At 62.1% G+C, this 19512-nt stretch carries 7 protein-coding genes; all 7 read left to right on the top strand.

The features are described from left to right. Positions 1 to 174: 174 nt before the first annotated feature. The 7 genes from ACWNZ1_RS14125 to ACWNZ1_RS14095 all read left to right on the top strand — a co-directional run bounded on the left by ACWNZ1_RS14125 (position 175) and on the right by ACWNZ1_RS14095 (position 19501). The gene (locus ACWNZ1_RS14125) at positions 175 to 978 is read left to right on the top strand and encodes an ABC transporter ATP-binding protein (protein WP_135845998.1); all 804 of its coding nucleotides are present in this window, start codon (positions 175 to 177) and stop codon (positions 976 to 978) included. Continuing rightward, positions 975 to 1958, top strand: a complete 984-nt coding sequence (locus tag ACWNZ1_RS14120) for a FecCD family ABC transporter permease (protein ID WP_135845997.1) — start codon at positions 975 to 977, stop codon at positions 1956 to 1958. The genes ACWNZ1_RS14125 and ACWNZ1_RS14120 overlap by 4 nt, the downstream gene beginning before the upstream one ends. After that, positions 1955 to 3004: a FecCD family ABC transporter permease gene (locus ACWNZ1_RS14115; protein ID WP_256453350.1), complete on the top strand. Its 1050-nt coding sequence runs from the start codon at positions 1955 to 1957 to the stop codon at positions 3002 to 3004. The genes ACWNZ1_RS14120 and ACWNZ1_RS14115 overlap by 4 nt, the downstream gene beginning before the upstream one ends. Before the next feature lie 40 nt (positions 3005 to 3044). Beyond that, the gene (locus ACWNZ1_RS14110; RefSeq protein WP_265072167.1) at positions 3045 to 3995 is read left to right on the top strand and encodes an ABC transporter substrate-binding protein; all 951 of its coding nucleotides are present in this window, start codon (positions 3045 to 3047) and stop codon (positions 3993 to 3995) included. 155 nt (positions 3996 to 4150) lie between these two features. Beyond that, entirely contained in the window at positions 4151 to 5104 is a 954-nt protein-coding gene (locus ACWNZ1_RS14105) for a TauD/TfdA family dioxygenase (protein ID WP_202879078.1), read from the top strand. Between the two features lie 70 nt (positions 5105 to 5174). After that, positions 5175 to 9992 carry a condensation domain-containing protein gene (locus tag ACWNZ1_RS14100; protein ID WP_456027704.1) on the top strand — a complete coding sequence of 1606 codons (4818 nt, stop codon included), beginning with the start codon at positions 5175 to 5177 and terminating at the stop codon, positions 9990 to 9992. A 44-nt stretch (positions 9993 to 10036) separates the two neighbouring features. Next, positions 10037 to 19501: an amino acid adenylation domain-containing protein gene (locus tag ACWNZ1_RS14095; RefSeq protein WP_456027703.1), complete on the top strand. Its 9465-nt coding sequence runs from the start codon at positions 10037 to 10039 to the stop codon at positions 19499 to 19501. Positions 19502 to 19512 lie beyond the last annotated feature (11 nt).

The following is a 19512-nucleotide window of genomic DNA, read 5'->3' as shown; positions in this document are numbered from 1 at the left end:
GTTTGCATTAGTGTTGTCAGTCTTGTAGGCAATTATTTTATTTTCGACATATCCTGTCGGCCACTTAATGCCCCCCTCGGCCGACTCCCTACGGTGTTACCGGACGAAAAAATATCGCGGGGGCGTTGCTCGACGAATCATTCGATCAGGCCTTTTGGGCGTGGAGGGACGGTCATGCTGAAAGCCACCGATGTGCGGCTGAGCTATGGCGAACAGCAGATTCTCAACGGTGTCAGCCTGGATATTCCTGAAGGGTGTTTCACGGCGTTGATAGGGGCCAATGGTTGCGGCAAGACCACTTTGCTGAATGTGCTTGCGCATATGTTGCGGCCGAGCGCTGGCAGCGTGCAGTTGGCGGGAAAGCCGTTGGGGCAGCATTCGCGGCGGGCGCTGGCGCAACAGATGGCGCTACTGCCTCAGCGCACCACATCGCCCGCCGGGATGAGCGTGCGTGAGCTCGTGATGCAGGGGCGTTTTCCCTGGCAGAGCTGGTGGCGCCAATGGTCCGAACAGGATCAACAGGCCATTGACCGCGCCATTGACCTGGCCGGCATCAGTTCCCTGCTTGATCGTTCATTGGCAACCCTGTCGGGTGGACAGTTGCAACGCTGTTGGATTGCCATGACCCTGGCCCAGGATACGCCAGTGATTCTGCTGGATGAGCCAACGACCTTTCTCGATATTGCGCATCAGATCACGCTGCTTGAGTTGCTGGTTGATCTGCGTGAGCAAGGCAAAACCATCGTGGCGGTACTGCACGACTTGAACCAGGCCGCGCGTTATGCCGACCATCTGGTGATGATGCGCGAAGGGCGCTTGCTCGCCCAGGGTGCGCCCGCCAAGGTATTCACTCGGGAAAATCTCAAGGCGGTGTTTGATCTGGATGCGCACATTATCACCGACCCTTATTCCGGTGATCCGTTATGCGTACCGCAGACGAGCCGAAGCCAGCCGTTGGCTGTGCGGGAGGCGATGTGAACCACGGTTTACGGTTGCCGGTCTGGCTGGGTTTATTGGTGGCGATTGCCCTGACGGCGCTGGTTCATCTGGCCGTCGGCGCAAAGGACATACCCTGGCATGAGGCTTGGCAGGCTTTGGTCGCCTATGCGCCAGGCAACCCCGACCAGAGTGTCATCCGTGGCAGCCGCTTGCCGCGTCTGCTGGTCGCGATGTTGGTGGGGGCCAGCCTGGGGCTCGCGGGTGCAATCATGCAAGCGGTCGGTGATAACCCGTTGGCCGACCCGGGCATTCTCGGCATCAACAGCGGCGCTGCGTTATTCGTCGTGTTCGGTTTGCTGGTGCTGCCGGGCAACGATATGTCGATGATTCCCTTATTTGCATTTGCGGGCGCACTGGTGGCCTCCATTGGTGTCCTGATGTTGGCGGGGCGGGGGCACAACCCGATTCGACTGACATTGTCCGGGGCGATGATCGCGGCGTTGTTCAGCGCGATTACCTCGATCCTGTTGCTGCTCGATCAGCAGGGGCTCGACAGTCTGCGTCGCTGGCTGACCGGCTCCATCGGCGTGACCGGGGGCTCGATGCAGGCTTGGGTCTGGCCCTATGTCTTGCTGGGCATGTGCCTGTGCCTGGTAAACGTCCGCGCATTGAATGCCCATCGTCTTGGTCCGCAGGCGGCGGCCGGCATGGGCGTCAATCTGTTGAAAATGCGTGTGCTCGGCCTGGCGTCGGTGGTGCTGTTGTCCGGGGGGGCAGTGGCCTTGGCGGGGCCCATTGGTTTTGTCGGCCTGGTGGTGCCCCATGCGGCGCGGTTGCTGTTTGGCGATGACTATCGCCGACTGTTGCTGGCTGCCCCGCTGCTGGGGGCATTGCTGCTGATCCTGGCGGATATCGCGGCAAGAACCGTGGTGCGTCCGTTCGAACTCAACACAGGTATCGTGACAGCCCTTATCGGCGGCCCCATTTTTGTCGTGCTGGTATTGAGGAAGGTCCGATGATGCGAGCGGGATTGACCTTGCCCCGAGCCTATCGGTTGCTGCCCTGGGTAGCCCGACCGATCGACTTGATTTCGGTGCTGTTATTGATGGTTGCCGTTGTGGCGTTGGCGCTCTATGCATTGACCGTCGGCAGCTACTCGCTGAATGTTGCCCAGGTATGGCAAGCCTTGCTGGCGCCTGAGCAAGTCAATTCGACCATGCGCAACCTGCTCTGGGAGCTGCGATTGCCGCGTGTCTTGCTGGCGGTCCTGGCCGGCGCGGCCATGTCCCTTGCCGGGCTGTTGATGCAGTCGTTGACGCGTAACCCTCTGGCGGCGCCGGGCCTGGTGGGCGTGGAGTCAGGCGCCAGTGTCACCATGTTGTTGATCATCGTGCTTTGGCCGGCGCTTTTGCCCCTGGAGTTTTATCCATTGGCGGCACTGGCCGGAGGGTTGGCGGTGGCGTTCTTCGTCGCGCTGCTGTCCTGGCGCCAGGGTATCTCGCCGTTACGCTTGATCCTGGTCGGCGTGGGGCTTACCGCCATGCTCAGCGCGGTGGCCGACCTGCTCATCACTTACGGCAATATCGACCAAGTGGAGTCGGCCCTGATGTGGCTGGGCGGCAGTCTGCACCGGGCCGGCTGGGCGCAGGTCCATAGCCTGGGCATTTGGCTGATGCTGGCCGGGGTGCCGTTGCTGTTCTGTCATCGTCAGCTGAATCTGTTGCAACTGGGTGAAAAAGTCGCGCTCAGTCGAGGCCTGAATGTCACGTGGGTCATGATTTCCTTGTTACTGTGCAGCGTCATGTTGACGGCGGCGGCAGTGGCAAACGTGGGCACCATGACGTTTGTCGGGCTGGTGGCGCCGCACCTGGCGCGGCAAATGGCGGGTGACCGTCATGGCGCGTTGATCCCCTTGTCGGCATTGGTGGGCGCGTTGTTGGTGTTGGCCGGTGACACACTGGGTCGGGGGCTTTTCCCGCCTTTGCAGTTGCCTGCGGGGCTGGTGGTCGCAATCATCGGCGCGCCTTATCTGATTGTCTTGCTGGCGCGTCAGCGCAGTCGCTGAAAACACAGTGGTGCTTATTGAATTGTCTGGAGGTAAATGCGTGCGGGAATGGGTGAAAGGTTATTTTCGAGGCGTGGTCGGCATGCTGTGTGTGCCGTTGGCATTGGTGGCTGCACAGGCTGGCGCCGCTGAAACCAAAGTGTTCGAAAACAGTTTTGGCCGAGTCGAGGTGCCTGTAGCGCCGCATTGCATTGTGTCTTTGCATGACTTCAGCCTGACGGCCCAGTTGCTGGAGCTGGGGGTCAAGCCCTGTGGTTCGACGGGGCGCAAGAAACTGTTCTCGGACGTGTTGTTTCGCGGGACGCAGCAGCGGTTCAATGTGACGGGCATCCAGTATATCGGCTCGCACCAGTCGCCCGATCTGGAGGCCATCGCAGCCTTGAAGCCGGATTTGATTGTTGGCTTGTCGTATCACGCCGACATCAAGGAAAAACTCAGCAAGATCGCGCCGGTCGTGCTGCTGCCCGCTCGGGAAAGCGACATCAAGACCTACGCCAAGGAACTCGCCGAGCTGGTCGGCAAGCAGCAGCGCTATGAAGAAATGCTCAACGAATATCAATGGGTCGTCAGCGAGTTCAAGAAGCGCGTGAAAGATCCTTCACGCATCACCGTCACGACGCTGGAAGTCTACAGCGATGGTTTCCAGTTGATCGGCCGCGGTGGCATGGACGATGTCATCACCGATTTTGGCCTGGGACGTGTCGCCGCGTACCGCGAGGCGCGGCAAAACGTGCCGTACAGCCTGGAGCGCATCGGCGACTTCGACAGTGATTTCATTATCGACACGTATGAGGAGCTTCTGGACTCAGAAGCCAGCACGGCGGCGTTTCGTCAGTCCCCCCAGTGGCAGAATCTGTTTGCGGTGAAAAATCGCCAGTTTTTGTACCTCAATCGCAGCCGCTATGCCGATACGATGCAGGGCTTGCTGGGTTCTGCCTATCTGCTGATGTCGCATATCGCTGAGCGGGAGAGCGTGCTGCAGGCCAAGTAAAACGTATCATCTGCGATACAATCGTCATTAATGACAATGATTCTCTATTGCAGGTGTTACTCGTTTGTATTAGTTTATGCTCTCGAAAAATACGCTGATTGCAATGGCGGGGGGCTTAAATGGAAAGCGGTTTGGTGCGTGCACAGGTTCAATTCATGGATGTTGTACCGGGTAGCGAGCAGACCCTGCCGTTCATAGTCCAGGCCCCGCTTGCCGGGGATGCCTGGCAAGCCAGTCGAGCGCAGATCTTGCAGGTCGTAGAAACTGAGTTGCCGCGTGCAGGTGGCATTCTGTTTCGCGGTTTTGCGTTCAAGGGAGAGGCGGACTTCGAGGAGTTTGCTCGTAGCTTCGGTCATGAACTGCTGACCTACGACTACGCGTCCACCCCGCGCACCAAGCTCAACAACCGGGTATACACCTCCACCGAGTACCCGGCCCATCAGGTTATCCCGCTGCACAATGAACAGTCCTATTCGCTGAATTGGCCGATGAAGATCTGGTTCCATTGTGTGCAGCCCTCGCAGGTCGGCGGTGAAACACCCATTGCCGACAGCCGCCTTGTTTACCAGCAACTCGACCCCGCTATCCGTCAGCGTTTTGCCGAGAAGCGCCTGATGTACGTGCGCAATTACGGCAACGGCCTGGACTTGCCCTGGCAACAGGCTTTCAGTACCGAGGACCGCTCGCAGGTCGAGCGTTTCTGTCGCGCCAGCAACATCGAATTCCAGTGGAAGGACGACGGTGAGCTTTCCACTCGCCAGGTCTGCCAGGCCGTTGCCCAGCACCCGGTTACCGGTGATTGGGTGTGGTTCAATCAGGCGCATCTGTTCCATATCTCCAACCTTGCAGCGCCGGTGCGTGAGACATTGATCTCCATCGTCGGGGAGCAGGGCGTGCCGCGTAACGTGTTTTATGGTGACGGCTCGCCGATTGAGCTGGAGGCGCTGGAGCATATCCGCGAGGTCCTGCAACGCTGTCAGGTGAGCTTCCCCTGGCAGGCGGGTGATGTGTTGATGCTCGACAACATGCTGGTGGCTCACGGTCGCTCGACCTTCCAGGGATCGCGCAAGGTCGTGGTCGCCATGGCCGAGCCTGCCTCGGCGAGCTGATCGCCTCCCACTTTCAGAAAGCCGTCGCAATGGGCGGCCTATTTCGAACAAGCACAATCAAGGACATCAAATGCTCGATCGTCTGATGCATCGCTGCTGGCTGCGTGGAATTCGCCTATCGATAGCCGAAGGTCAATTGATCGTTACGCACGGGTCGCCAGGCGCGCTGGATGATGAGCTCAATGCCGAGCTCCACGCACGCGACGCCGAAGTGCGGCAATGGCTGCAGCAGCACCCTGATTATTTCGCTGCCCGGCCCCTGACGGATAACGAGCAGGCGTTGTGGTTTCTTCAACGTCTGGAGCCTGACAGCTGCGCCTATAACATTGCCTACGCCGGACGGATCAAGCCGCAGTTCGTTACCCAGGACTTGCCCCAACGTCTGCAGGACGCCTGGGCCACGGTCCAGCAGCGCTATCCGATGCTGTGCACGCCCTATGCCGAGCGCAACGGTGATTTGTTGCAGTGGAGCCACCGCGAGCGGGTCCAGCCGTTGCAGTGTGTGGCCATGCAGGACGCGGACGCAGCGACGTTGCAGCAACGCATCACCGAGATGGCCGATCTTCCCTTCAGACTGGAAGAGGGGGACGTCAGTCGGGTAGTCCTGTTGAGCAACGCGCGCGACGGCCAGGCCGAGCACACCGTGTTGCTGGTGATTCATCACATCGCGGCGGATCTCGCCACGTTCTACATTGTGCTCAATGAGCTGTTCGCATTGATCAACGATCAGTCGCTGCCCGCCGTGAATCCCGACGCCTATCGCGACTATTGCAGTGATCTGCATATCCGCAGCGAAGCGGCCGAGCCCGTAGAGCTGGCATGGTGGCAGGCACAGCTGGCCGAAGCCCCGACGCTGGAGTTGCCGACAGACTTTCCCCACGGCAGCAATCAGGCATTCAAGGGCGGGGAGTTGTCGGTCCGCTTCGATCCGGCCACCACGGCACGGTTTCGCGCCGTCGCCCGAGAGTTGGGGGTGACGCCGTATGTACTGTGGTTCTCACTGTTCCAGCAGTTTCTCGGCGTACTGTCAGGCCAGGACGATTTCGTCCTCGGAACGCCCAGCGGTTGGCGCTTGCGCCGCGAGCACGTCAATCTGCCGGGTTATCTGGTCAATCCGCTGCCGATCCGCTGCCGTCTGCGTCGGGATCTGTCCAGTGGCGACTGGGCAAGGCAGGTAGACGCTACCGTCAAACAGGCCTTGCAGCACCGCCACTATCCATTCTCGCGCCTGGTCAAACAGTTGGATTTACCGCGCCAGGTGGGCAGGGCGCCGCTGTTCCAGCATATGTTCACGCTGAACAAGGAACGCATCGCGCCTTTCGAGCAGTACGTTGACCGCTTGCTGTCGGAGCAGCGCGGCGCGGCCCACGAGCTGAACATGGTGATCATCGACGAAGAAGAGGGGTTCCTCTGCCGTTGGCGTTACAGCAAGGCGTTGTACCGCCATGAAACGATCGAGCGCTATCGGGATCAGTTCGTCGCCCTGGCTCTGGCGGTGCTCGAACAACCCCAAGTGCCGTTTGCCGAACTCGATTGGTTGGTGCCCGAGCAGCAGTCATTCTTGAAAGGGGAGGATGCGCCGGTCGCCGTCAGCAACGCCTGGCAGTCGTTCACTGAGCAGTGTGAACTCAAGCCTCGCTCGATTGCTCTTGAGGATGAGCAGGGTACGCTCAGCTATGCCGAACTGGGGCGTGCTGTGGTCGCCCGTGGCGAACGCTTGCAGGAGGGTTCGAGCCTGGCCGGTGAACGCATCGCCTTGTGCCTGCCGCGCAGTCGTGAGCTGGTGATGCATATGCTTGCAACGTGGCAGTGCGGCGCGACCTACCTGGCCCTCGATCCGCAGTGGCCGTCGTCGCGTTTGCAGGATATCTGCCGGGATGCGATGCCCAAGGTGTGGGTCAGCGAGGGCGGGCGCCCCGAGTGGTTGCCTGAGCAGGTTCGGTGGTTGGCGTTGCCGCCTGCGCCCTTGTCCAGTGAGTCACCCTTGCGAGCGGCCCTGGCGGCTGATCTTGCGGCTTACGTGGTGTACACCTCAGGCTCCAGTGGTCGGCCAAAGGGCGTGAAGGTCAGCCAGGGCAATCTGATTCATTACGTGAGTGGATGCCTTGAGCGCCTGAATCTGCCGGCCGATGCGAGCCTGGCGAGTCTGGCCAGTTGTGCGACCGACCTGGGTCATACCGCCTTGTTCGGCGCACTGTTGAGCGGCCGCTGTCTGCGCCTGCTGGCCGAGGAGTTGGCCTTCGACGCCGAGGAACTGGCGGCCGTGCTTGAGCGCCAGCCCGTCGACCTGTTGAAAATCGTGCCGTCGCACCTCAACGCCTTGTTGATCGCCAAAGACCCGCAGCGGTTGTTGCCGCGTCAATGCCTGGTCACCGGTGGCGAAGCCTTGGGCCACGATCTGGTGACGCGCTTGCGCGCATTGAAAGCCGATCTGCGCATCGTCAACCACTATGGCCCCAGCGAAACCACCGTCGGGGTGTTGACCCACGAGGTCGATGCCAGCGGCGCGGCGCCGTTGGGCCGGCCACTGGCCAATGTCCAGGTCAGCGTGCGCTCACCTGACGGCGCTCTGTTGCCGATCGGTGTCAGCGGCGAACTGTACGTTCAAGGGGCAACCGCCGCGCAGGGTTATCTCAGTGCCTCGGATGCCGATCACGCACGCTTTGGTGAGCACGGTTATCGCACCGGCGACCGCGTGCGGCTCAATCACCAGGGGCAGGTGGAGTTTCTCGGCCGCCTCGATGAGCAGGTCAAGATCAGGGGCTACCGGGTTGAGCCGGCGGAAGTCGCGGCGCAGTTGCGCGCCATGCCGCAGGTCAGCGACGTCAGGGTGCTGAACAGTCCGACGCCGCTGTCGGGCAATCGACTGGTCGCCTTCCTGGTCGCGCCGTCGGCCGCACTGGCCGACATCCAGGCGGCTCTGCAGCTGCAATTGCCGGACTACATGCAGCCGGCCCAGTGGCATTGTCTCGACGGTTTCGCCTTGCTGCCCAACGGTAAGGTCGATCGCCAGGCGTTGTTGCGCCTGGCCGAGCAAACGCCGGCTCCCGCCCAGGGGGCGGAGCTGTCGAGCGATCAGCCGTTGAGCGTCGTGGAAGCCGCGTTGCTGGACATCTGGCGGGCGATGCTCGGCAACCCCGAGGTGGGGCCTGATGACAACTTCTTCGCCCTGGGTGGCGATTCCATTCTCGGCCTGCAAATCATCGCCCTGGCGCGCCAGCAACAGATTCTGATGACGCCCAAGCAATTGTTTGCCGAGCAAACCGTGCGTGCCTTGGCCCGAGTGGTGCAGACACCACAGCGCACCCTGGAGCAGCGCCTGCTCGAAATCGCCCGGGAGATTCTCAACAACCCGGATCTGCGGGCCGATGACAATTTCTTCGCGGTCGGCGGCGACTCGATTCTGAGTTTGCAGATCATCGCCCGGGCCAAGCAGCAGGGCCTGCAGCTCAAGCCCAAGCAGATTTTCGAATACCCCACCGTGCGTGGCTGGGCCGAGCAGGTGGTGGACCTTGGCGCGATGAATGCGCAGCCTGCCAGCGACGGGCCTGAGCCCACCACGGCGTTCGCCTTGACGCCGATCCAGGATTGGTTTTTTGCCCAGCAGCAGAACCTGGCCGAACACTGGAACCAGTCGCTGTTGCTGGCCCTGGACGAACCACTGGATCAGGGCCGGTTTACCCGGGCTCTAGGCTCTTTGCTTGAACGTCATGCCAGCTTGCGCCTGACCTTTGAAGCCTCTGCGAACGGCTGGCAACAACGTTATCAAGCCTTTTCCCAAGGCCAGGTCGAAGCGCTGTTCCAGGTGGTGGAAGAACCCTTGACCGAAGCCTTGCTGCAACGCTCGCAGCAGGGCTGGAACCTGGCCCAGGCTCCGCTGATCCGCTGGGTGTACTTCGCCCAAACCCGGGAGCTGCTCTGCACGGCCCATCACCTATTGGTCGATGCGGTGTCGTGGCAGGTGCTGTTGCACGAACTGGAAAGCCTGTACCTGCAACCTGGCGTGGTTCTGCCCGCCGTCACAGCAGGTTTCCATGTGTGGAGCGAAGCGTTGCAGCGCCACCGCGGTGAGCCTGATGTGTTGGCTCAGGTGGATTTCTGGCATGAGCAACTGGCCGCTGAGGGCGTGGTGCCTGAACAGGTCAGTTTGTACGGTGAGAGCCGGACGCTGGACGCGCAACTGTCGGTTGAGCAGACGCAGTTGCTGTTGGGCGATTGTCATGGCGCTTACGGCACCCAGGTCCAGGATCTGTTGGTGGCCGCGCTGGCGGGAGCCGTGGGGCAGTGGCAGGGACGGGAGCGAGTCACCCTGGAGCTGGAAAGCCACGGTCGCAGCGGTTGGGAGCAGGGCCCTGATTTGTCCCGTTCGATCGGTTGGCACACCAGCCGTTATCCGCTGGCCGTCGATACCTCATGGGATCTCGAACATTCGATCATCGCGGCCAAGGAAGCCCTGCGTCGCGTACCTGAACAAGGCATGGGTTACGGTCTGCTGCGCCTCGATCCTGCCCACGGCCTGGGGGCGGCCTCGCTGTTGACGTTCAACTACCTGGGGCGGGTCGACCAATGGCTCGAGGCGTCCAGCCTTTGGCGATTGGCCCGGCCGATCTGTCCTGGCATGCGCGCCGACAGCACCCGCCGCACGCATTTGCTGGATGTCACCGCGCTGGTGAACGAAGGTCGGCTGCATATCGAATGGCGCTATGACCCGCAGGTCCACGAGCCAGCGTTGGTCCGCGAGTTGGCGCAGCAGTTCCAGCAGCGCATTGCGGCCTTGCTGGAGCACTGCCTGGCGCCCACGGTGGGTCGCGCCACGGCTTCGGACTTCGCTGACTCCGGCTTGTCCGACGATGAATTCCTGGGGCTGCTCGAACAACTCGAGCAGTGATTACCCCTGCGTCCCCATACATTACAGGTTCGGATACCGTCAGCATGAACGACAAGGTCAAAGCACTTTCGCGCAACATCGAAGCGATTTATCCGCTGGCTCCCATGCAGCAAGGACTGTTGTTCCACAGTCTGCTGCACCCGGGCAAGGGTATGTATCTGCTGCAATACCGTCATGTCATGGTCATGCCGAATCTCGATCTGGCGGCGTTCCGTCAGGCCTGGGCGCAGGTGGTGGAGCGCCACGAGTTGCTGCGCACCTCCTTTGTCTGGAAACAGCAAAAGCGTCCGATGCAGGTGGTGCACAAGCAGGTCGAATTACCGATCACCTACGAGGACTGGTCGCATCTGAGCGAAGGCGAGCAGCAGGATCGCCTGGAGCAATTGCTCAGCGACGAACGCACCCAGGGGCTGGACTTTACCAAGGCGCCCCTGATGCGCGTCAGGCTCTACAAGTTGGCGCCCGACACCTACCAGTTCGTGCGCAGCTATCACCACATCCTGATGGACGCCTGGTGCTTCTCGATCATCATGATGGACTTCCTCAACGGCTACCGCGCCGCCCAGGAAGGTCGCCGGCTGAATTTGCCGGCACCGCGTCCGTACCGTGATTTCATTCGTTGGCTGGAAACCCAGAAGCCGGAAGATCATCAGGCGTTCTGGCAACAGCGCCTGGCGGGTTTCGACACGCCCAATGAATTTGGCTTTGGCCATGTCGGGCGCATCCAGGGCGCCGCCGAGCCCGTTGAGGACTGTGTCGAACATCTGGAGCTTGAGCAGACCCAGGCGCTGCAAAGCGCGGCGGCCCAACACGGCATTACCCTGAACACCCTGGTGCAGGGGGCCTGGGCTTTGCTGTTGGCGCGTTACAGCGGTGATCGCGATCTGGTGTTCGGTATCACGGTCGCCGGTCGCCCGGTCCACCTGCAAGGCATGGAAAGCATCGTCGGGCTGTTCATCAACAGTTTGCCGCTGCGCTGGGGTTGGCGCCCGGATGACGCGCTGGGCCCGTGGTTGAAGGCCTTGCAGACCGAGAACTTGAGCCTGCGCGAACACGAGAGTGTGTCCCTGGCCGAGATCCAGCGCTGGAGCGAAGTACAGCGTCAGGATTTGTTCCAGAGCCTGTTCGTGTTCGAGAACGCGCCCATTGCCGCCGACTTGCGTCAGGGGCAACTGGACTACCTGATCAGCGACATGGCCAACCGCACCCATACGAACTACCCCATCACGGTGGTGATCGTTCCGGGAGAGCGCCTGCATTTGCAACTGACCTATCAGACCGACTGGTTCCTGCGCGAAGAAGTCGAGCAGATGCTGCGCCACTTCCGCACGTTGCTGCTGAACATCGGTGATGCCCTGCGCACGAACGCCGAGACCCCCTTGCATCACTTGGCGATGCTCGATGAACGTGAAGTTGCCCTCCAGCAGCAGGTTTGGGCCGGAGGTGGTCTGGCGGCCGACGAACAGCTGCTGAATCCGCTGTACATCGAGCGCTTTCAGCAACAGGTTCGCCAGACGCCCGAACGCATTGCCATGGTTCACGGCGAGCAAAGCCTGACGTTCGACCAGTTGAACCGCGCCGCCAACCGTCTGGCCCGGCACTTGCGCGCACAGGGTGTCAAAGCCGACGATTTGATCGCGGTGTTCGATGAGCGAGGCCTGGACCTGGTGGTGATGATTGTCGCCACGCTCAAGGCCGGTGCCGGTTGGTTGCCGCTCGATCCACGCAACCCGCCTCAACGGTTGGCCCAGGTCCTGCGCCAGAGCCGCACGCCGTTGCTGGTTCACAGCGTCGGGCAGGGCGAACTGGCGATGGAGGCTTTAGGGTTTCTCGAACAGCGCCCCAAGTCCGTGCTCTACGAGCCCTCGGCACTGGGCAGCTACGGCGATGACGACCTGAACATCCCGGTTCACGACCGTTCGCTGGCCTATTGCATCTTCACTTCCGGCTCCACCGGCACGCCCAAAGGGGCCATGGTGGCGCACGCCGGCATGCTCAATAACATTCTCGGCAAACTGCCGGGGCTGGGGCTCGATGCGACCGATGTGATTGCCCAGACCGCGCCGCAGTGCTTCGACATTTCCGTCTGGCAAACCCTCGCCGGCCTGGTGCTCGGCGCGCGCACGGTGATCCTCGGCGATTGCGTCGTGCAGGATCCTGACGCGCTGGCTTCGGCCATTGAACGGCATGGCATCAGCATCCTCGAAGCCGTGCCTTCGTTGATGCAGAGCCTGCTCGACGCAGGGCTCGAACGTTCGCCCCTGCGCTGGGTGTTGGCCACTGGCGAGGCGCTGCCGCCGGCATTGGCGCGGCGCTGGTTCGAACGCTATCCCGCTATTCCGTTGATGAACGCCTATGGGCCGGCCGAATGCTCCGATGACGTGGCTTTTCATCCGTTGCTCGAACGTTTGCCGGAGCAACGTATCAATGTGCCGATCGGTCGCGCCACGCTGAATAACCGCTTGTACCTGCTCAATGCTGATCTGCAGCCCGTACCGGCGGGTGCTGTCGGGGAAATCTTCGTCGCCGGGGTTGGCGTCGGGCGCGGTTACATGGCCGACCCGGCGCGCACGGCGGCGGTGTTCCTGCCGGACCCGATCGCCAACGATGGTTCCCGTCTTTATCGCACTGGCGACTTGGCGCGCTTCCTGCCCAATGGGGATCTTGAATACGTCGGCCGTACCGACCATCAAGTCAAGATCCGCGGACACCGTATTGAACTGGACGAGATCGAAGCCTGCCTGACTCGTTACCCAGGAGTCCGGGAAGCGGTGGTTGTTGCCCGTGATGACCAGCAACGCGCCAAGGTCCTGGTGGCTTATGTAGTGGCCGATGCCCAGGCCAGCATCGAGGCCTTGCGCGAGCATGTCCTGGGTAACCTGCCGCCGTACATGACGCCGGGCGCCTTTGTGTTTCTGGAGCGCTTTCCACTCAATGGCAATGGCAAGATCGACCGTAAATCCTTGCCCGCGCCGGATTTCGCCGCGCAAAGCCAGGCCCGCTATGTCGCGCCTAGCAGCGAGCTGCAAGGGCAGTTGGTCGAGGCCTGGCAAAGTGTGCTGGGACTGGGTCAGGTGGGTGTCGAAGACAACTTCTTCGAGCTAGGCGGTCACTCGCTGTTGGCCACACAACTGATTGGTCTGATCGGCAAACTCAGTGGCAAGGACTTGCCCCTGCGCGTGGTGTTCGAGCGCCCGACCATCGCCGCCATGGCCGATTGGCTGGAAAGCCAGGCCAGCACGGTGAAGTCATCGCCAACGCTGTTGCCGCGCCCTGAGAAACTGCCACTGTCGTTTGCCCAGCAGCGCCTGTGGTTCCTGCAACAACTGGATCCGCAAAGTCCCGCCTACAACCTGGCCGGTGCCGTGCGCTTGACCGGCGAGCTGCATATCGCCGACCTGCAGGCTGCCCTGCAGGCCGTGGTCGATCAGCACGAAGTGCTGCGCACCGGGTTTATCGGCGAAGCTCAAGGGCCGAGCCAGGTGATCCTGGCTCGTACCGAGCTTGAGATGCCATTGATCGAGGTGCGGAGCGAACAGGCGCTGCACGAGCTGCTGCGTCAGGATGCAATGACCCCGTTCGCCCTGGAAGCCGCGCCGTTGCTGCGGGCCAGACTCTATCGCCTGGCGCCGGATGTCTGTGTCCTGTCGTTGAACTGCCATCACATCGTTGCCGATGGCTGGTCCCTGCAATTGATCATCGACGGTGTATGCAAGCAGTACCGCAACCGGCGAGAGGGTCTGACCACAGAGCAGCCGGCGCCGTCGATGCAGTACGCCGACTACGCACTCTGGCAACGCCAATGGATGAACAGCAAGGCGTGCGAGCAGGAACTGGCCTACTGGCGCGAGCAATTGGCCGGCGAGCTGCCGGTGCTGGAGCTGGCGGCCGATTTTCCCCGTCCGGCCCAGGCCAGCCAGGCGGGTGGGCGTGTTGAACGGCGTTTGTCCGAGGCCCTGACGGCCCGCTTGCGCGCGTTCAGTGCCCGTCACGGCTGGAGCAATTTCATCCCGATGCTGACCGCGTTTCAGCTGCTGTTGCGCAGCCGCAGCGGCGTGGACGACATTCTGGTCGGGATTCCCGTCGCCAACCGGCACCATGGGGTCCTGCAGCCCCTGGTCGGTTGCTTCGTCAACACGCTGGTGTATCGCAAAAAACTCTCGGGCGAACGCAGCCTGCTGCAACTGATGAACGAGCTGCAAGCGTTGTCCATGTCGGTTCAGTCCCATCAGGATTTACCGTTCGATTACTTGATCGAGCAGCTCGGCGTGGCTCGGCAGGTGAGTTACAACCCCTTGTTCCAGGCGATGTTCAACTACTTTCCGGGTAACGCCCTGGAGCGTTTCGAACTGACCGATGTGATCGCCGAGCCGTTGGATAACCGTCCGGACAGCGCCCTGTGTGACCTGCACCTGGATGTGCGTGACAGCGAACATGGCATCAGCCTGAGCCTTCAATACAGCAGCGACCTGTTCCGCGAACAGACGGTGCAGGCGATGGCCGAGCAGTATCTGGCGTTGCTCGACGCGCTGCTCGAGCAGCCAGGGCAAGCCTTGGGTGAGCTGGCCTGGCAACCTGCCGAACGCGGCCTTGCCCGGATCGAAGGGCACGGCGTGGCCGGTCAGCAGGACATCCTCCAGGCCTTTGCGCTTCAGGTGGCCCGCCAACCCGACGCAATCGCCGTACTGGCCGGCAATGAGCGCCTGAGCTATGCCGAACTGGATCAGGCCGCCGAGCGACTGGCGGCGGCCTTGCAGGCCCATGGCGCTGGCATCGAAGATCGAGTGGCCCTGAGCCTGCCCCGTGATGCCCGTCTGCCCATGGCCATGCTGGCGATCCTCAAGGCCGGCGCCGCCTATGTGCCGCTGGCCGAGGACACGCCACCGGAGCGCGGTCGTTACATTCTTGAGGCGGCGCAACCCAAACTGTGTCTTGGCACTGCCGCGAGCCTGGCGGTGTTGGCGCAGTGGAACAGCGGCGTGCCGTTGCTTGACATCGATGCCATGAGCGCAGTCGACAGCTACAAGGCGCCGGCATCGACTGCGGAGCAGCTCGCTTACGTGTTGTACACCTCCGGCTCCACCGGCCAGCCCAAAGGCGTGGCCATCAGCCGTGGCAACCTGATGAACCTGATGCTGGCCGTGGAGCAGGTCTTGCCGATGACGGCCCGGGATCGGGTGCTGGCATTGACCACCGCGACCTTTGATATCGCCATTGTCGAGTTGCTGCTGCCTTTGGCGCATGGCGCCAGCATCCTGTTGGCCGATCGCGAACAGGCGCGCGATCCCCAAGCGATCGATCAGCTGTTGATGACAGGGCAACCGACGGTCATGCAAGCCACTCCGGCGACCTGGCGGATGCTGGTGGCGCATACCTCGCGCAGTTGGCAAGGCGTGCGTGCCGTTTCCGGTGGGGAGGCCTTGCCGTGTGCATTGGCCGAAGCCATCGAGGGCAGGGGCGCCAGGGTCATCAACGGTTACGGGCCGACAGAAGCGACGGTCTACAGCACTTTTGAAGTACGCAGCGGTGGTGAGGCGGGTGTGGAAGTGCCGATCGGGCAACCGGTGGCCAATACCGCGGCGTATGTCCTCGATGCTGATCTGCAGCCAGTGGCCGCAGGTGTACCGGGTGAACTGTATCTGGCCGGGGCCAACCTCGGTCGTGGTTACTTCGCGGCGGCGCGACTGACCGCGGCGGCTTTCCTGCCCGATCCTTTCGTGTCTGGCGCCCGCATGTACCGCACCGGTGACCGGGTTCGTCGCAACAGCCAGGGCGGCCTGGATTACCTGGGGCGTCTGGATTTCCAGGTCAAACTGCGCGGCTTCCGAATCGAACTGGGTGAAATCGAAGCGCTGCTGGCGCGTATTCCCGGGGTGCGCGAAGCGGCTGTCGTGCTGTTGGGCAGCGGTGAAACAGCGAGTCTGGTGGGTTACTACGCCGGCGACGCGCTGGATGAAGCGATGCTGCGTGAGACGCTCGGCGCGCAATTGCCGGACTACATGTTGCCGAGCCAGTTCGTGCGCCTGGACACCCTGCCTTTGAGCCCAAGCGGCAAGGTCGACCGCAAGGCGTTGCCGGCACCGGTACCGCGCGATGGCCAGAGCGGCGTGCTTTCGGGCGAATGGGAGCAGGCGCTGGCCAAGCTCTGGGAGGAACTGTTGGGATGCACCGATATCGGTGTCGACGATAATTTCTTCGCTTTGGGCGGCCATTCTCTGCTGGCGGCGCGTCTGGTGGCGCGAATGGCCGAGCAGCATGGCCGGCGCCTGCCTTTGCGCACGGTGTTCGAGCAGCCGGTCCTGCGGGATCTGGCGGCGCAGCTGGCGGCGGCGAGCGTTGAGGCCGAGGGCGTCCTGCGTCATTTTGCAGAACCCATGGCACCGCTGCATTTCACCCAGCAACGGCTGTGGTTCCTCGATCGTTTGCAGGGCGATACCCAGGCCTACCATTTGTCCCTCGCCTTGCGTCTGGAGGGGGCGCTGCAACCGTCGTTGCTGGAGCAGGCACTGACGCAACTGATCAGCCGCCAGCACAGTCTGCGCACGGTGTTCAGCGAAACGTCCGAGGGCGCACGTCAGCAGGTCGAGGCGCTCACGGCGCTACCGCTGAGCTTCGAGCCGCTGGAGATAGACGCGCATTCGCCAGTTTTTGCGCAGAAACTGAGTCAAGAGGCGCAGCGTCCCTTCGATCTTTCGGCGCCCCCGCTGTGGCGGGTACGTGTGTACCAGGGCCAAAGCCTGAGTGTGCTGCAGGTCACCTTGCACCACATCATCGCCGATGCCCGTTCGCTGGAAATTTTCTTCAATGAACTGCAACTGATCTACCAGGCGTTGCTGGAAGGGCACAGCGCTTGCCTGGCGCCACTACCGCTGCAGTTTTCTGACATCGCCGCCAGTTGGCAGAGTCCCGCAGGGCAAGCGTGTATCGAATCGCAGTTGGAGTACTGGCGTCGAACCCTGGCAGGGGAGCCGCCGGTGCTGAACCTGCCGACCGACCTGCCACGCCCTGCGCAGCAGGGTTACAACGGCCAGCGCTTGCGCTTCAGCCTGCCGGCAACCCTGGTCAAGGAGTTGCGTGAGACCGCGCAACGCCATGGGCTGACGGCGTTCGCGCCGTTGCTGGCAGCCTGGAAAGTTCTCCTGGCCAGACACTCGGGCCAGCGTGAAATCTGGATTGGCCTGCCGGTCGCCCATCGCCACCAGGCCCACACCGACAACCTGATTGGCTACTTCGCGACGACCCAGGTGATGCGCAGTCACATTGATGCCCAGCAACCGGTCGAACAGTTCTGGCAGCAACTGCAAGCCACTCACCTGGCTGCTCAGCAGCATGGGGATGTCCCTTTCGAGCGACTGGTGGAAGCGTTGCAAGTGCGCCGCGACCTTAGCCACACACCGCTGTTCCAGGCGTTGTTCAACCTGATCCAGCGCGATGTCGCCGCAAAGGGTGAGCACAGCTTCGCCGGTTTGCCGGCACAGCGGTTGGATGTGGAAAGTGACAGCGCCCTGGTGGATATCGGCTTGCACATCGAGCAGCACGGTGAAGATTGGCAATGTGTGCTGGAGTACAACACCGACCTGTTCCTGGCCCGGACGGCGCAACGTTATGCCGACGAATATCTGCATCTGCTCGACGGCATGCTGAAAAACTCACAGGCGCGCCTATGGGACATCGACCTGGCCAATGCCGATCACGCCCTGGCCCAGCGGCCATGGCACCAGCCCGCCGAGGCATTGCACGGCGAAGTGGATCTGATTGCCCGCTTCGAGCGTCAAGTGGCGTTGACACCCCAGGCGTTGGCGGTCGATTGCCAGGATCGGCAATTGAGTTATGCCCAGCTCAATGCCCTCAGCAATCGCCTGGCCCATTGGCTGCGGGCGCAGGGTGTCGGCACCGATGACCTGATTGCCGTCTGCCTGAGTCGAGGCCCGTGGTTGCTGCCAACCCTGCTGGCCATTCACAAAGCCGGCGCGGCGTACCTGCCCCTGGATCCGCAACACCCGGCAGATCGCCTGCGCTTTATCATCGAGCACGCGCGTCCGGCCCTGGTGCTCAGCGAAAGTCAGTGTGGCGATGCCTTGAGCGGTGTCGACAATGTCTGGCTCGATCAGTTGTCGCTGGAGGCATGCAGCGCCGACAACCTGGCGCTGGCGGTCAACCCTCAGCAACGTGCTTATGTGATCTACACCTCGGGCTCGACCGGTACACCAAAAGGCGTGCAGGTCACCCGCGAGAACCTGAGCAACCTGCTGGCCGGGCTCGATCGGCAGTTGCCACTCAGCGCCACGGATGTCTGGTTGGCCAGTACCACTTACGCGTTCGATATGTGCAAGCCGGAACTGTTTTTGCCGCTGGTCAATGGCGCGGCCCTATTGCTGGCCCGTCGCGAGCAGGTCGTCGATGGCCATCAACTGTTTGCCTTGCTGCGCCGCGCCACGGTGTTCCAGGCGACTCCCGCTGGCTGGCAGATCCTGCTGGAAACCGGGCAGGCCGACTGGCCGCCCGTGCGCGGGCTGATTGGTGGTGAAGCGGTTCCGGGCGAACTGGTGACCGAGCTGCGTAGCCGCGGCGTGGTACTGATCAACGCCTACGGTCCGACCGAAACCACCGTCTGGTCGACCACGCAGGCGTTGCAGGACGTGCCGTCCGGCGTGGCTGATATTGGCGCGCCGTTGCTCAATACCCGCTGCTATGTGCTCGATGAGATGCTGCGTCCGGTGCCGCTGGGCACGACCGGGGAGCTGTATATCGCGGGCGCCGGGGTTACCCGTGGCTATCAGCATGCCGCCGCCGCAACGGCTGCGGTCTATCTGCCTGACCCCTATGCCGGCGAACCTGGCAGCCGCATGTATCGCACCGGCGACCTGGTACGCCGGCGCGCTGACGGTCGGCTGGCTTATGTCGGTCGCAGCGACTTCCAGGTCAAGGTGCGTGGGTTCCGCATCGAGCCCGGTGAGATCGAATCGCTGATACGTCGTTACCCAGGCGTGGAGGAGGCCGTGGTGATGATTGATCCGCGCAGTCAAAGCCTGTTCGCTTGGCTGCAGGCGCCGAGCCCCATTGATCAAGTGGCCCTGCGACGGCATCTCGAAGGCGTGTTGCCGGGCTACATGGTCCCGGCCGGTTTTATCGAGCAGCCGCGTTTTGCCCTCAATGCCAACGGCAAAATCGACCGCAAGGCCTTGCCGGCACCGCAGCCCATCGCTGTACAGGGCGTGGCGCCGCGCAACGAACTGGAGCGGCAACTGGCCGAAATCTGGCAGGGCCTGCTTGAGGTGCCGCAAGTCGGGGTGTTCAACAGTTTCTTCGAGCTGGGCGGGCATTCGTTGTTGGCGATGCGCCTGATGACCCAGGTCGAGAGCCGTTTCGGCATCAGGATCGAGCTGCGCAGCCTGTTCCATAACCCGACGATTGCCGGTCTTGCCGAGCAGATCGAGAAACCCCAAGGTCCTTCGACTGACGAAGCCCTGGACGAAATGCAGCGCCTGTTATCAGAGATGGAAGAGTAAGGATGAGTGCG

This window comes from Pseudomonas sp. CFBP 5748, assembly GCF_053850495.1.
The sequence above is the reverse complement of the archived record's forward strand: the minus strand, read 5'-3'. Positions and strand labels throughout refer to the sequence as shown.

Bases quoted from the DNA above. Each gene is read 5' to 3' on its own strand.
- ACWNZ1_RS14125 (WP_135845998.1), top strand. From the start codon at position 175: ATGCTGAAAGCCACCGATGTGCGGCTGAGCTATGGCGAACAGCAGATT.
- ACWNZ1_RS14115 (WP_256453350.1), top strand. From the start codon at position 1,955: ATGATGCGAGCGGGATTGACCTTGCCCCGAGCCTATCGGTTGCTGCCC.
- ACWNZ1_RS14105 (WP_202879078.1), top strand. From the start codon at position 4,151: ATGGATGTTGTACCGGGTAGCGAGCAGACCCTGCCGTTCATAGTCCAG.
- ACWNZ1_RS14100 (WP_456027704.1), top strand. From the start codon at position 5,175: ATGCTCGATCGTCTGATGCATCGCTGCTGGCTGCGTGGAATTCGCCTA.
- ACWNZ1_RS14095 (WP_456027703.1), top strand. From the start codon at position 10,037: ATGAACGACAAGGTCAAAGCACTTTCGCGCAACATCGAAGCGATTTAT.